The sequence below is a fragment of the Paenibacillus sp. FSL P4-0176 genome (assembly GCF_037975265.1).
Lineage (GTDB): Bacteria > Bacillota > Bacilli > Paenibacillales > Paenibacillaceae > Paenibacillus > Paenibacillus amylolyticus.
Window position 1 is genome coordinate 4,812,317 of record NZ_CP150242.1, and the last position, 14,776, is coordinate 4,827,092.

The window sequence follows — 14,776 nt, forward strand, 5'->3', positions numbered from 1 at the left end:
ACAAATTTAATTTAAGTTTTGTAGTGTCCTTCACACGACCATTTTTACTTCTTATTTAAAATATAGGGCTGTAAAATTCATCCTCTCCATTAAAAGTGAATTTTATCACAATGTTTGAAATTTCGTCATTTTTGCCCCCTTTCCTTCCCCCTCAAACGGTAAGATTAGGTATATACTGAACTTAAAAATTGAACCACCGCAATTTGTACCGTCCTTCCTCCCGGCCGAGATGACCCTGATCAGGACGGCAACGGTTTGCGGCGAACCTCGGAGGCTACTGCTTACTACAGAAGGTCGTCCGATGGACATAAAGGGGAGATAGACTTATGAGAGAACTAACAACTGTACTGGAAAAGCGCGGTAATACTAACTGTTTCTCGGAAGCAAATTTCAACCATCTGCTGGTTACCATGAAAGATAGAACCTATCCGGAAGGTACACATCTGTACTGGGAAGGCGACATCTCTGACAAACTTTATTATATGAAACGGGGCCGTGCCCAGATCACCAAATCCACGGATGAAGGCAAGGAACTGATCATGTACATGTATCAATCCGGTGATATGATTGGGCAGGCTGATCCCTTCTTTGGCTCTAAACACAGCTTCTCTGCGGAAGTATTAGAGGATAGTGAGATCGGTGTACTGGAGCATAAAGACCTGGAGATGTTAATCTGCCAGCATTGTGACTTTGCGATCGACTTCATGAAATGGATGGGCATCCACCACCGGTTGACACAGACCAAATTCCGGGATCTCATGTTATACGGCAAACCGGGTGCACTCTGCTCCACCCTCATTCGGTTGTCGAATTCGTATGGTGAGCCTCATGGAGAGCATGTCATTATTCACAAAAAAATTACTCACACGGACCTGTCCAATATGATTGGAGCCACTCGTGAAAGTGTAAACCGCATGTTAAGCGACCTGCGTAAGAAAGACGGGATTGAATATGACAATGGCATGATTGTCATCAAAGATCTGAAGATGCTACAAGGAATCTGTCACTGTGAGCTTTGCCCGAACGAGATCTGTCGTATTTAATACTTGACTATGCTGATCGGATCTTGCTTATATATTTCAATGAAAAAAAGCCCAGTTCTCTAAAAAGAGATTGGGCTTCTTGGTATACTTAGGATGCATTGGTTAATTCAAGCTTAACCGCATCACGTGGATTCAATTTCATGTCCAGACCATTTTCCATTAATTCTTTGTCATTCACCATAATGACCCACCGCTCATTCATACGAGGCGTGACATTCTCGACCGAAACGACAAATTTGTTATTCTCCGACATTCTTACAATGCCGCTGGACTTCAACACATCGCGAACTGTGCACTCTTGAACGTAGACGCCGGCATATTGACGATTAAGGGTTGGCATAATGTTTCCACCGCTAACCTTGAGTAACGTTGTCTGATATGCAACGCCATCCCCCCCACTGTCAGCGGCTTTCACGTAAATGATCACTTCATCTTTGGCATGAAGCTCCATGTCCCAATCTTGCTGCTCAATATCCTTGCCATTTAATTTGACAGCCCAGCTCAGCGAAGAATCCAGAGAAACTTCTCCGACGGATTGAATCCGTTTGCCATCTGCCGTAAAATCTACCAGTCCGCTATTGAGTAATGCTTTTTTGAGTGTCAAACCCTCACTAAAATCTCGCTTAATGGACTTTGTTGCATCAGGCAAAAACGTACTGCCATCTACAGCCACTGTGATCGTATTCGCTGTTTCTGTCTCCTTGACAATTGGCTGCTCAGAAGGCTGTGTCTCACTACAACCAGCCAAGATCGCCAGTAGGAGCAAACATACACCTATGTAACCGGGGATTTTCTTCATCATGTAGGTAACACCACCCTGCGTAAAATCATTCACCCTGTTGTCCATAACCTCTATTATGGCACAACCTTCGGCAAAAAAAAGTGTCAAAGCCGTTACTTTTATAGGGTACCGCCTCCAAATAAGGCTTGTACAAGAAAGAGAGCCTGCACACAGGCTCTCCAATCTATATCATTTTTATGTTCTCATTGGTTACGTTATCATTGGACACTAGCCTGCATGTATGTCCGTCCTCCATCTCCATCTTTCAGATATGGATTAAGCCCGAAGAACTGCTCCTCAGACACATAGACCCCTGTCAGCAATCGCCCTTCAAGTAATCCACCATCCACCTGTACGCAGCATGAAGGTGCGTCTACATACTCCTGATACAACGGAATCTGCCCATATTGTTGATGGACCTTAAATACCTTCCCTTGCTCATGCAAAGGGCGTTCCGAGAAATAGGTAGGCACAATGTAACGGGCAATGACATCCAGCTCCTGCACGCTATAAAAGGGTTCATCACCAAGCCATGGTGCAAACATTCGAATCTTCTCATATTGAGACCAGACAACCGCCTGAATCAGCATTTCTGCCTGAACCAACCGACCTTCTCCCACATCTAAAGCCAATTGCTTACCACGGATAGTTTCTTCCATCTGAGACATCGTTGAATCAGGTTGTCCCAGCTCACATCCGATACACTTCCAGCCCCTGGACGTTTGAATCCATTTTTGCAGCACCGCCGGAGCTAATCTCGGACCATCGCTGTTCACAGAATGCGTATTCACTTCGGCAAGATCATCCTTAACCGAACGGGAATATGCTGTGCGCTTAAACAACTCTGCAGCTTTTTTGTAAATTAGATGGACCTGAATGGATGCGCTCTCAAGTTCTGCAATATCTTTTTTGCCGTAGCGTACTTCACGGGATAAGCTTTCTTCTCTCATGACAAGTGGGCCTCCTTCGCTCCGGCCGTCTGTGGCCATTTTCTATAGATTATACTACAACTCATGACAACATGTGCATAGCCCAAGAGAAAAACGCCGATCAACATAGTACTTAAGACAAAAACCCCTGATTTCCACAGAAATCAGGAGTCTATGTCATTCATGCAACAAAAGTGGGTGATATTGCTTATGCGTTAGTCAACCCACTGCTCAGCCCAGTCTTGAATTTGATTCATAACAGGCTGGAGCGCTCTACCTTTATCCGTCAGTTCATATTCAATACGAACTGGCGTCTCGGGATAGACGTGACGAACCAGAATACCTTCACTCTCCAGATCTTTCATCCGTTCGGATAACATCTTATCACTCATGGATGGAATCAGATTGGAGATATCCTTGAATCGCTTCGAACCACTCATCAATGTTTGAATAATTAAACCATTCCAGCGCTTGCCCAAAAAAGAAAACGCCGTCTCAAAACGCGGACACATCCGCAAGTCTTGACCTTCCACATTAATCACCTCTTTAGAGATCACTCAAATCAACTTACATTTTGTTAGTATATTTCATAATAACATATTTAAGCTTCAAAGAAAACGCCTGCAACTAAAAAGTTTAAATTTTAGAAGCATATCATCCAAAATGGATCATACATCCCAGTATACATTACACGCTACGTCGTCACCATGGGAAATATCGTATAACTTCCCCATAGTACTATCTTACCCAAAAAGAACCCAGCTGCCACAGTCATCAATGACTCGGAGAAGGGTTCTTTTTGAATAAAACTTATAATTTCCATTACACGATTGAGTTAGTGAATTAGACCAGCACGCCACCAAATGGTCTTACAGGTTCGCTCTTGCCAAATTCCGGCTTAAAGCTGCGGGCAGGATATGCCCATTTCACAGCATTGCTGATCACTCTTAATATTTCCGGTTTGTAATAGGTCGGATACGTCTCATGACCTGGTCGGAAATAAAAGATTTTACCTTCACCACGCCGGAACGTACATCCGCTCCGGAATACTTCCCCACCCTGGAAGTTGCTCACAAACACCAGTTCATCCGGTACTGGAATATCGAAGAATTCACCGTACATCTCTTCTTTTTCCAATACAATCTTGCCTTCGATGCCATCCGCAATCGGATGAGATAGGTTAACACACCATACAATTTCCTGCTCGTCAGCTACACGCCACTTCAGATCGCAACTTGTTCCCATCAGCGCTTTGAATGGTTTGGAGAAATGACCTGAATGGAGCACAATCATTCCCATCCCGTTCAGCACTCGCTGCGCAACCTTCTGTGAGATCTCATCGCTTACGCGATCATGTGCCATATGTCCCCACCATATGAGCACATCTGTGGAATTCAGCACTTCATCACTTAATCCATGTTCAGGCTGATCAAGTGTAGCTGTACGAATAGCAAAGCCTTCGCCGCCAAGTCCGTCAGCCAGTGCTCGATGCAGACCATCCGGGTAGACTTCCCTTACTTCATCGTGAATTTTCTCATGGACAAATTCATTCCAAATGGTGACGTTGATCATATTCAATTTCCCCCTAGTGTAGCTCTAAACCCACCACATGTCGCCCAGCGGTTCTTCGATCAATACTTGCTGGAGATTTTGCACGGCTTTAGAGAATCCTTCTTCAACCGACATCAGACCGTCTTCGTGCTCAATACTTACTACATAATCATATCCGACTAGACGCAAGGCACTCATAATATCTGCCCAAGTCTTGTTATCATGTCCATAACCGACCGAGCGGAACTGCCAAGCCCGATCCAGCATATTGGTATAGTCCTGCATATCCGTTACACCGTGTTTGTTCACGTTTACCGGATCAATCGTTGTATCTTTTGCATGGAAGTGATGGATAGCTCCTTCACGTCCCAAGATGTGAATTGCCTGAACCGGATCAATACCTTGCCACCACATGTGACTTGGGTCCAGATTGGCTCCGATCACTTCACCTGCTGCTTCACGCAGTCTCAGCAAGGTTGCTGGTGTATGAACGGAGAATCCACCGTGCAGCTCCAATCCAACTTTTACGTTACGATCTGCTGCAAATTTACCCCACTCTGTCCAGTAAGGGATCACTTTGTTCTCCCACTGCCACTTCAGGATCTCCTGGAAGTCATTTGGCCATGGTGCAACAGGCCAGTTCGGATATTTGGCATCCTCATGGTCTCCCGGACAACCGGAGAATGTATTCACTACAGGTACTTCCAGCTTCTCAGCCAGTTCTACCGATTTAACAAAATCATCGTGAAATCCTTTGGCAATATCCTTTTGCGGATGTAGCGGGTTACCGTGACAGCTAAGTGCACTGATCGTCAAACCACGTGATTCCACTGCATTTTTGAAGTTTTTCAAGGCTGTAGGATTGCTTAACAACTCATCTGGCTTACAATGTGCATTGCCTGGATGTCCGCCTGTTCCGATCTCTACTGCTTTTAATCCCTTGGATGCTACATAATCAAGAGCATCCTCCAATTTACGTCCTCCGAATAGTACCAAAAATACGCCGAGTTTCAAGTGCGATTCCTCCCTGGATTAGATATCGTATGATTGCTGAATTCATGAATATTGAACTGTATACAATTACCGTTCAGATCACATGCCTGTTTGATTAGTGTGGAAAATCGAGAGTGTTTCTATCCTGAAATTGAACGTAAGAATACTGGTTATTCTGCTTCACTCGTAAGAGCATCAAGCTTCGAACACTTATTACTCAGACTAGTGGGATTCCACGGTTTCAATCTCAGTTTGAACTGTGCGAGTTACTGCAAAAGAATCATAGCTGCTCTCCAGATGTATGTGCTTGCCTTCAAGTGAAGAACGCTGGAATGAATGCATGGCTTCCAGAACGTGATAAGCTAGCTTGCCACTGGCTTTGTGTTCCCTTCCGGCACGAATGGATTCAACCATTTCCGTTACGCCGATGCCTCGTTCGTTTTGTCCACTTTCGAAGACTGGTTTGACTGTCTCCCAAGTGTCTTGACCGTATCTGCGAACCTTCACTTCCCCGTTGAAATAATTGGGGTCCGGTACACTAAGCGTACCTTCTGTACCATAGATTTCAATACGTGGCAGATCCGAAGCTCCGCGAATATCGAAACTGGTAATCATGGTTGCAATGGCACCTTCTGCAAAATCAATGGTTCCTGCCAAGTGAGTAGGCGTCTCTACTTGAAGCGCTGTGCCTTCCTTTGGCCCAGAGCCAATCTTGCGATCTGCAATCTGTATGCCTGCCGAGGCGCTGATTCTGCGTATCGGTCCAAGCAGCGTAATCAGAGCAGTCAGGTAGTAAGGTCCCATATCAAACATCGGTCCGCCACCTGCGACATAAAAGAACTCCGGATTAGGATGCCAAGCCTCTGGTCCTCCACCCATGAAGAATGAAGTCGCTGCAACCGGCTTACCAATCAGCCCATCCTCAATGGCTTTACGAGCTGTCTGTATGCCTGAACCAAGGAAGGTATCCGGTGCAGAACCAACATACAATCCCTTTTCCTCAGCCAACTCAACAACTTTGCGACCATCCTCAAGAGAAATTGCCAGCGGCTTCTCGGCATACACATGTTTGCCTGCTTCGAGTGCAGCCAGATCGGTCATGGCATGACTGCCAGGAACCGTAAGGTTCAACACAAGTTCAATTTCGTTATTTTGCAGCAACTCATCTACATTGTAAACGTTTGCGATATTAAATTCATCTGCCCGTTCCTGAGCGCGTTCACGAATCAAATCCGCAACAGCCACGACTTCAATGACCGGGTTGTTTTTGAGATTTTCCAAGTAGATGGCGCTGATGTTACCACACCCGATGATGCCTGCTTTCATTTTCTCCACTGTGACGTTCATCTCCTTACGCATGGTGAAAATCTGCGTTTGAATGGTTGAGATACATATGTTTTGTTGGATGTTTCCTGTTCCTTAAATCTAATACTATGGTATTCCGTTTCAGCTTCAATTAAAATGAATAATATGATTGAAACATGAACTATCTGGTCATAATTTTCAAATTGCAAGGAGTATGCCCATGCCGACAGATCAATCCTGCCAAGTTCTTACAGCAGGCTTTTCATTTCATCGTAAACCCTACGCTATGGTGCAGCCTGAAGGGGTGAAGAACTACCTGTTAAGACTGCAAACAGACGGACGTTGCCGTGCACGCATAGACGGGGACATGTCCCTGGTGGATGCGGGCGATCTGCTTCTTTTTGATCCTGACGAACCCTATGAGCTGAGAATAGACAATGAAACCAATCCGATGGGAGAACGACTGGTGGAGAGTGGTGACTATCACATCTTCTTTAATGGTTCCTGGGTGGATGAGTGGTGGAAACGGCACAAACGGCCGACCCGGATCAAAGTCGAACTGACGGAAAGTCTTTTGGTCCTGTTTCGACAGCTCGTACTGGAACAGCGCCGCATCTCCAATCCTTATCCGGAAATTTCAAGTTATTATATGCGAATTTTATGTCTGGAAGTGGATCGTCTGCTCGCGGAGCATCCAACGATAACCAACACCAATTATGTGGCTTATGAGATCAAAAACTACATTGAAGAAAACGCTTCCTCTTTATTCAAGCTCGATGATGTGGCAACACATATTGGCATTAGTGTCTCACGGGGTGTACATCTCTTCAAAGAAGCGTTTGGCAAAAGCATCATGCAATACACGCTTGACGTACGGCTGAATATGGCCAGGGAACGAATTATTTTCAGTCCAATGACCCTGGAGCAAGTGTCTGAGTCTTCCGGCTTTAACAACTATACCTATTTTCATCGGGTATTCCGTTCCCGGTTCGGCATGTCTCCGAAGGAATTCCGTGTCATTCACCGGGAACAGATGTAATCATACCAGTATACGTAAGTTGAACTTATTTGCGCGCGGCTATGGCCTCGGATACAACCATCGCCAGATCTTCATTGCCAAACATGGACAACACGCCAAGTACCGTATCATCCGGGATTTCACCGGCTTCCTCCTTGGATACAATCAGCTTCTGCACCTGCTGCAAACGCTCGTTGCTCTGCTGATCCGGGTAGGCTTGCCGGTACATCTCTTCCGGATCCAAACCATTATTGACACACCACTGGGCAAATACGAGGATCATCATCTCTTCTTCCTGTTTATAGGTTTCTACAACAGCTTCCTCGATCTGTTTATTACGTTCCTTTTCATATTCATCCATGACTTGTATTCCTCCGTATGTGTATTCTGCAATTATTTGCGAATCAATTGTTCCGCCAGTTCATGACTGTCCATGACATGACTTGCACTGATCAGGCAATCATCAGGTGAGTCCAGACAAGCCAGGAAATTATCAACTGCTCCGCTAAAACCTCTGCGTGTTAACACGGTGTCCCAGCTCCCGAACGTTTCTTTGGTTTCCAGACTCCCCTGTTCCATGTAGCTGATAATGTCCATGTTCACCACTTCAACAGATCGTCCACCACCATGCAATTCGATCTTCTCCAGATCTGTCCCAGCTTCACGCACCATATCGAATCGACCGTAGGCTGTTCTGCCCAGCTTGGCCGTTCCCGTTGCATGCAGCAGTCTGTCCCGATCATTCTTCCGAATCCATTGATGAAGCAACTCCACATTATGATCCGAGTACCACAACATCAGATCCAGTATATGGATGAGATCATCATAGATGGTTTCTGCCGCAGGACGATCCTGAATGCCTGTACGATGTTTGGTCACTGTCAAGGATTCAAAACCTTTTCCACCCTGCATCCATTCTTTCGCTTTTTGGTACATCGGTGCGAATCTGCGGTTGAAGCCCACGGCCAGTAGCAGCCCTTGTGCCTCGGCAAAAGCAGTCATCTCTTCCGACTCCCGAATCGTATAGGATAACGGTTTGTCTACGTACACGGCTAATCCCTGTTCCAGACATTGCATGACAATGTCAAAGTGCGCTTCCGTTGCTGTATGTACAAACACCGCATCCAAGTCCCAGGACAACAGTTCTTTCAGATCCGTTGTTCCCCGTTCTAATCGATACGCCTCCTGAACGGCTTTGACCGGCTCCGGAGATCGATTCATAATGCCTACAATCTCCACGTTCGGATGAGCTGTTAACAGCGGCAAATATACTTTACGTGCAATATCGCCGAGGCCGATAATTGCAACTCGTTTACGTTGGGTTGTTTCCATGATGATCATTCCACCTTCAGTTCGGTTCTATATTTCCACGTCCTATAGTGTAACCCTTCGGACAGCAACTTGCCAGTGATTGCAGCAGACTTCGCACGAATTGTTCAGACAATGGGCGAACGTGGTAAACTTAGGAGGAACAGCAGTACAGATCGGGACACGACCAGACCTGCCTGATCTGAAAGGAGCGTTTGGGATTTTGCGAAAATGGTTATGGCTTCTGTTATATGTTTTACTTGCAGGAGTCACGTTTATTTACAGATATGAACTGCTGGCCTGGACCGATCTTCATCAGTCCATTCCGCTGTTACTCGCCATGGCAACATTGTTTGCTCTTGTGCCTGTAATTCCTTATAAGTTTGTTATTATCGCCTTTGGTTACAGTTACGGTACCACCACAGCAGCCTGGATATGCTGGCTTGGCACCACACTTGCAGCCATGCTCGTTTACGGCGGAGCAAGAACCATCTTCAGACATCAGGCGAGATCGTACCTCGAACGTATTCGGGGTCTGAACCGTTTTACCACATGGATGGAAGCACATCCGTTCATGGGTGTCATGTCGATGCGACTGTTGCCGATCGTGCCTCAGATGGCCGTTAATATCTACGCAGGTATAACGTACACGCCATTCTGGGTCTTCATGCTTGCCACGGCCATTGGGAAAATGCCAGCGATTTTTGTATTTGCCTATGCAGGTGCACAAGCTGAAACCTCAATCTGGTTGAGCTTGGCCATCCTTGCCGGATATCTGGTGTTCATGGCCATTGTATTGCTCTTATTTCGCTTTCGGTCACGCAACAAAGCCTGAATTCAGAATTAGCAAACCGTTCAGATTCAGCTTGTTTTCATTCCGGCTTGGTTGGCTTGCCAATTCAGGATATAATAGAAGAGCAAGCCTAATGCTTGTGTAACAAGTTTTAATAAAACGGTAGATTGCTGGAGCTCGAACACGAGCGCTAAATCTTCATCAGAAATGGAGTGACTATAGCATGGAACAACATTCAAGTGAGTTAGCAACTTTTGCAGGCGGATGCTTCTGGTGTATGGTATCCCCCTTTGAAGAACTGCCCGGTATTCATAAGATCGTATCGGGTTATACAGGAGGACATACCGAGAATCCAACATATGAAGAGGTCTGCTCGGAGACAACAGGACATGTAGAGGCTGTACAAATTACGTTTGACCCTGCCATCTTCCCTTATAAGAAACTGGTTGAACTGTTCTGGCAGCAGATTGATCCTACGGATACAGGCGGACAATTCCATGACCGCGGATCTTCCTATCAGACGGCTATCTTCTATCACAGTGAAGAGCAGCGCCAGATTGCGGAAGCTTCCAAAGCGGAGCTGGGACAAAGTGGACGTTTTGACAAACCAATCTTCACACCCATTTTGCCAGCCAAACCGTTCTATGAAGCGGAAGAACATCATCAAAATTATCACCGGAAGAACCCTGCCCATTACAAACGCTACAGCAAAGGTTCTGGACGTGTAGATTTCATCGAACGTAACTGGACCGGTAACGTGGATAAAGACGGGCTGAAAGAGCGTTTGACGCCGCTTCAATATGAAGTTACGCAGAACAGCGCGACCGAGCCTGCATTCCATAACGAATTCTGGGATCACCACGGTGATGGTATCTATGTGGACATCGTATCTGGCGAGCCATTGTTCAGTTCTACCGACAAATACGACTCCGGCTGCGGCTGGCCGAGCTTCACACGTCCATTGCGTGACCACAACGTGAAGGAAAAAACCGATCTCAGCCACTTCATGATTCGTACCGAAGTGAGAAGTCGTGAGGGTGATTCCCATCTGGGTCACCTGTTCAACGATGGTCCTGCCGAAGCAGGTGGAATGCGTTATTGCATCAACTCTGCTGCACTTCGTTTTGTACCCAAAGAAGACTTGCAAAAAGAAGGTTACGGTGAGTACGCCGTCCTTTTCCAATAAGTTATAATACAAATACAAAAAAGCAGTGGGATGATCCCGCTGCTTTTTTGTCGTACATTCTTGTTTTTAATAGACGAACTATTGTTGCACAAGAATGCATTGATTAGGTTTGGCTCGAAGAGATTTCCGAATTCAATTGATTGGCAGGAGCCGTCTGATCATTACGAAATTGAATTCGCATCGCTGGAACAATACCCAGGATCATCACGGTAACCGAGATTGCGTAGACGATAAAAATGGATGTGCTGTTCATCAGTACACCTGCCATGGAAGATCCAAGAAGCATACTTCCTATGAATAAAGGTGTGATGGTGCCATTCACTCTCCCGATCAAATGCTCATCGATCCGAGTGACCAAGTATGTGGAGATGATGACGTTGATGAATGCCATACTGATTGAGCTTAAGAAGCTGATCAAAAGGGTCAACCAGAACCAACTGGATAACACTTCCCCCATCGTGGCTACAGCCAGACACAGCACACCTACAAGCAGAGTTAAGGTCTGGTTCAGCTTGGCACTTACAGCAGCCGCAATACCTCCTCCAATCAATAAACCTATTCCGGACGCTCCAGAGAGAAACTGTAACGACGTTGCTTCAAGTCCCAGACGTTCGGTGATCAGAAATATTCCAAGTGGGCTGATGAGACCCGCAGAAAGCCCTATACAGATGAATACCAAACTAAGCATTTTTAACGAGCGAGATCGAGCAACATATTGCCACCCCTCTTTGATATCCGCTAATAATGAGGTATTTGTTTCCCGCTGGGTGGCGTCTTTAGGAAGCAATGTGAGTAGAAGCGCAGAGATCAGGAATAGAATGAGTAATGCGTACATGGATGCCTGAATTCCCATTGCAGTGTATATAAACGTTCCAACGATTGGTCCGAGAATTAAAAACAACGATTGACCACTCTGTGTAATAGCAATTGCAGACTGCAAATGTTCTCCCTTTACATTTCGCCTCACAATCTTTAGAGAGGATGGTTGAGAAAACTGGCTAACGATAGAGGATACAAACGTGGCTACGTATAGAATCTGCCAATACCCGGAAGATAAAACACCGATAATCATGACAATAGACAACGCACTCAGAATATCCCCCAGTATCATCGTACGTTTGGGATTCCAGCGATCAGCAAGTGCACCACCAATGATGGAGAAAACAAAAATCGGAGCATATTCAAGTACGGTAATCAGCGAGACGGCTATTGGACTTCCCTGAGTTCTATCCATCACATAATAGAGGATCGCCATATTCCGGATCCATATCGCCAGATTTTGCAGCAGATCAGACCCTGTCACGATTAAAAAAGCTTTGTTTCTGAACAATGTGTTCATTCGCCATCTCCTCTTTTAAACCGACTGTCCGGTTTATTAATATTTAAAAAGAAAAACTGACGTTACATCAGCTTTTCATGGTTAACCTTGTTGAATACCTGCCAGCAGACTGGCCATGCCTTTGTGGTAAATACGACGAATATCTGTCAGGTCCTTCTCATAATAGAGTGTAGTCAATCCGCTAAACAGACCGTAGATGATGTGCATTACATCCTGTGGGTCATCCGGTTTTAACTCTCCATCTTCCATCCCTTTAGTAATAATGGACTCGTATGTCGCATACGGAATTCGGATCAGGGAAAGCATCTCATCAAGCATCTCCTGACTGACGACCTGACCCGAGACAAACTCGTTAATGGCGTGATTCAGCGGGTTAGCCAAATCATCTACATAATGGTCAGCAAGTCCGTACAGTTTGTCTATGGCAGTCTTATACCCGGATTCTTTGTCCAACCAAGCATCCATCCAATCTTCATTGTTAAGCTTGATTAGATACATGAATAACTCTTCTTTGCTTTTGAAATGATAATAGATGCTGCCTTTACTCCGATTGTTAATCGTACATATGTCTTCCATGGAAGTTGCACTATATCCCTTTTGGGCAAACAGTTCCTTGGTATTACGTGCAATGTCTTTTTTTATCTGGGCAACATCTTTTCTTCGTTTAACTTCGATTGGAAAAACCTCCATAAATTAAACCGACTATTCGGTCTAATAGTATCACAACACAAATACTCCGTCAATTCATTTTGCACAGGCACCCTCTCATTTGCTGTTTCAAAAGGGGGTACAAGAGAGTGCCTGGCTACAATTCAGGAAAGAAGAAGTCACATCATACTTACAATCCAACCGATCCAATACGCAAATGGAATTAATAACAACTGTGCCAACAGTGTACCGAATAAACGGGATACGAGCATGCAACCATAAATCTGATTCATGCGATCCAAACGGATCTCGCCACGTAATGATTTGTCACTAAGCAGGGAAATCCGCGGATCAATCAGGATGGTTAACAAAATAGTCGCTATTCCGTTAATTAACCCGGTTGATTGGGATGCAGCTACAGCCTGCCCTGGGTAAAGGTACGCTGCGTATAAGCTGGACAGGACACCTGTGGTATAGATTGCGGTTACCGCTACATTAAGCAGCATTAACCGTCTTGGCATCCCATGTTGTACCAATCGTTTGGCCATCTTCCAGGATGGCGGGGTGATGTAATACGTTGCATTTCTAATCTTGCTTCGCTTCAGCATACCGCGAACCATCGCAGGGATGGAACCGGCTGCTTCAAAATGTACAACCATTCTTGATGAGAGCTTCACCATAGTTGGAAAACACAATATGGCTAATGCCGTTCCAATTGTTGCCGCACCCATTAACCAGTGCAGCTGCGCCGCAAAGTGTGGATTGGTTCCACGTGTTGCAGTATCCACTAGATTACCTACCATCGGACCCTGGGCCATATTCGAGGTTCGAGAAACCAACAACAAGATACCTGCCAATGAAATGGCCAACGCGATTCTGCGGGTGCGTAGTCCACCAAGGCGGAGCGCGTATGACAAGCTGTCTGCGGCATGAATCAGCATGGTGAACAGCATAGGGATTGCCAGGCTAAGACTAAACATTATGTATGTACTCCTTTATATTCCTTTTGTTGAACTTATTTCTTTCATGGACAGCATTATACTCCTCTGGCTTGCAAAAGTATAGGAACGAGATCCTTCTATATAAGTCGAACTAAAGAATATTTACACTGGACACTCCGATGACAGAACAACCTTCCGATCGCTGTTATCCCCAGATTTTTTTATTCCTTTTATAAAGGAATAAATCCGGTGATAAAGGCGAACACTTCGTTTCTTCAGGTTTTTTCTGTCCTCTCCGTTTCGTGTGAATGTTTATTTCAATTTATATAGATCATCGGTAAATGCACTTACGACCTCGGATGTTCATCGTTTATCCTTCTCCTCACAGGGTAATATACAAATAATCCATTATTGTACAGGAGGGGTTCATATGCCTTGGAACAAACAGGATTATCCGGTATCCATGAAGAACCTGGAACCACGTATTAGACATAAAGCAATTGAGATTGCCAATGCTCTGCTCGATGACGGGTATGAGGAAGGACGCTCGATTGCCATAGCGACAGCTAAGGCAGAAGAATGGGATGAGAACCATCCCGCACCGGAAAGTTCGAAATCGGACTCCACATCTTCTTCCGATAACTCCAACTCTAAAAAGTCGTCTTCCACGGATCGTCGTCATTCTGAGCCCGTTTCTTCGTCCAAAAGTCATGACAACATCCATGTCGTGCCTACTGACTCCGGCTGGGCGATCAAAGAAGAAGGAAAGTCTACCTATCTGTCCACATTTGATACTAAGGCAGAAGCTGTAGATAAGGCCAAAGAACTGAGTAGCAAACAAAATATTCGAGCGATTATCCATAATCAGGATGGTCAGATTGCTTCTTCGATCAAGTCTTGAATGAATCGGATGACATCGGAAAATGGCTGTTTTCACAGTG

At 45.3% G+C, this 14,776-nt stretch carries 16 protein-coding genes; 5 read left to right on the top strand and 11 right to left on the bottom strand.

The features are described 5' to 3' along the window. The first annotated feature begins 326 nt into the window (after positions 1–326). Positions 327–1,043, top strand: coding sequence for a Crp/Fnr family transcriptional regulator (locus tag MKY95_RS22350; protein WP_036614443.1), 717 nt, complete (start codon positions 327–329; stop codon positions 1,041–1,043). Positions 1,044–1,131: 88 nt separating this feature from the next. On the opposite strand, the gene MKY95_RS22355 is transcribed toward MKY95_RS22350, so the two are convergent. The 6 genes from MKY95_RS22355 to MKY95_RS22380 form a co-directional block, all read right to left on the bottom strand. Further along, positions 1,132–1,845 carry a hypothetical protein gene (locus MKY95_RS22355; RefSeq protein WP_076318956.1) on the bottom strand — a complete coding sequence of 238 codons (714 nt, stop codon included), beginning with the start codon at positions 1,843–1,845 and terminating at the stop codon, positions 1,132–1,134. Positions 1,846–2,042: 197 nt separating this feature from the next. Further along, positions 2,043–2,774, bottom strand: coding sequence for a hypothetical protein (locus MKY95_RS22360; protein WP_076318955.1), 732 nt, complete (start codon positions 2,772–2,774; stop codon positions 2,043–2,045). A 194-nt stretch (positions 2,775–2,968) separates the two neighbouring features. Continuing rightward, positions 2,969–3,265, bottom strand: coding sequence for a helix-turn-helix domain-containing protein (locus tag MKY95_RS22365; protein ID WP_074096966.1), 297 nt, complete (start codon positions 3,263–3,265; stop codon positions 2,969–2,971). A gap of 331 nt (positions 3,266–3,596) precedes the next feature. Further along, the gene (locus MKY95_RS22370) at positions 3,597–4,325 is read right to left on the bottom strand and encodes a ThuA domain-containing protein (protein ID WP_076318954.1); all 729 of its coding nucleotides are present in this window, start codon (positions 4,323–4,325) and stop codon (positions 3,597–3,599) included. A 24-nt stretch (positions 4,326–4,349) separates the two neighbouring features. Continuing rightward, positions 4,350–5,318 (bottom strand): sugar phosphate isomerase/epimerase, encoded by a 969-nt coding sequence (locus tag MKY95_RS22375; protein WP_017687548.1) that lies wholly within the window; start codon positions 5,316–5,318, stop codon positions 4,350–4,352. A gap of 201 nt (positions 5,319–5,519) precedes the next feature. After that, positions 5,520–6,632 carry a Gfo/Idh/MocA family oxidoreductase gene (locus MKY95_RS22380; RefSeq protein ID WP_036614448.1) on the bottom strand — a complete coding sequence of 371 codons (1,113 nt, stop codon included), beginning with the start codon at positions 6,630–6,632 and terminating at the stop codon, positions 5,520–5,522. A 190-nt stretch (positions 6,633–6,822) separates the two neighbouring features. Here MKY95_RS22380 and MKY95_RS22385 point away from each other — a divergent pair, with 190 nt between their 5' ends. Next, a complete protein-coding gene (locus MKY95_RS22385) occupies positions 6,823–7,641 on the top strand; it encodes an AraC family transcriptional regulator (protein ID WP_017687546.1) in 819 nt (272 codons plus the stop codon). Positions 7,642–7,666: 25 nt separating this feature from the next. Here MKY95_RS22385 and MKY95_RS22390 read toward each other — a convergent pair whose 3' ends face one another. Beyond that, positions 7,667–7,981: a hypothetical protein gene (locus MKY95_RS22390; protein WP_036674958.1), complete on the bottom strand. Its 315-nt coding sequence runs from the start codon at positions 7,979–7,981 to the stop codon at positions 7,667–7,669. A 32-nt stretch (positions 7,982–8,013) separates the two neighbouring features. Next, entirely contained in the window at positions 8,014–8,952 is a 939-nt protein-coding gene (locus MKY95_RS22395; RefSeq protein WP_036614452.1) for a Gfo/Idh/MocA family oxidoreductase, read from the bottom strand. A 121-nt stretch (positions 8,953–9,073) separates the two neighbouring features. Between MKY95_RS22395 and MKY95_RS22400 the strand changes: the two genes are divergently transcribed. Next, positions 9,074–9,763 (top strand): VTT domain-containing protein, encoded by a 690-nt coding sequence (locus MKY95_RS22400; RefSeq protein WP_143781418.1) that lies wholly within the window; start codon positions 9,074–9,076, stop codon positions 9,761–9,763. A gap of 181 nt (positions 9,764–9,944) precedes the next feature. Then, positions 9,945–10,907, top strand: coding sequence for a peptide-methionine (S)-S-oxide reductase MsrA (gene msrA, locus MKY95_RS22405; RefSeq protein ID WP_036614455.1), 963 nt, complete (start codon positions 9,945–9,947; stop codon positions 10,905–10,907). A gap of 103 nt (positions 10,908–11,010) precedes the next feature. On the opposite strand, the gene MKY95_RS22410 is transcribed toward msrA, so the two are convergent. From MKY95_RS22410 to MKY95_RS22420, 3 genes are all read right to left on the bottom strand, one after another. Beyond that, positions 11,011–12,246 carry an MFS transporter gene (locus tag MKY95_RS22410; protein ID WP_076318953.1) on the bottom strand — a complete coding sequence of 412 codons (1,236 nt, stop codon included), beginning with the start codon at positions 12,244–12,246 and terminating at the stop codon, positions 11,011–11,013. Positions 12,247–12,327: 81 nt separating this feature from the next. Next, positions 12,328–12,936: a TetR/AcrR family transcriptional regulator gene (locus tag MKY95_RS22415; protein ID WP_036614459.1), complete on the bottom strand. Its 609-nt coding sequence runs from the start codon at positions 12,934–12,936 to the stop codon at positions 12,328–12,330. Positions 12,937–13,073: 137 nt separating this feature from the next. Next, positions 13,074–13,874 carry a lipid II flippase Amj family protein gene (locus MKY95_RS22420; RefSeq protein ID WP_036614460.1) on the bottom strand — a complete coding sequence of 267 codons (801 nt, stop codon included), beginning with the start codon at positions 13,872–13,874 and terminating at the stop codon, positions 13,074–13,076. Positions 13,875–14,265: 391 nt separating this feature from the next. Between MKY95_RS22420 and MKY95_RS22425 the strand changes: the two genes are divergently transcribed. Next, positions 14,266–14,736, top strand: coding sequence for a DUF2188 domain-containing protein (locus MKY95_RS22425; RefSeq protein WP_076318952.1), 471 nt, complete (start codon positions 14,266–14,268; stop codon positions 14,734–14,736). Positions 14,737–14,776: the final 40 nt, after the last annotated feature.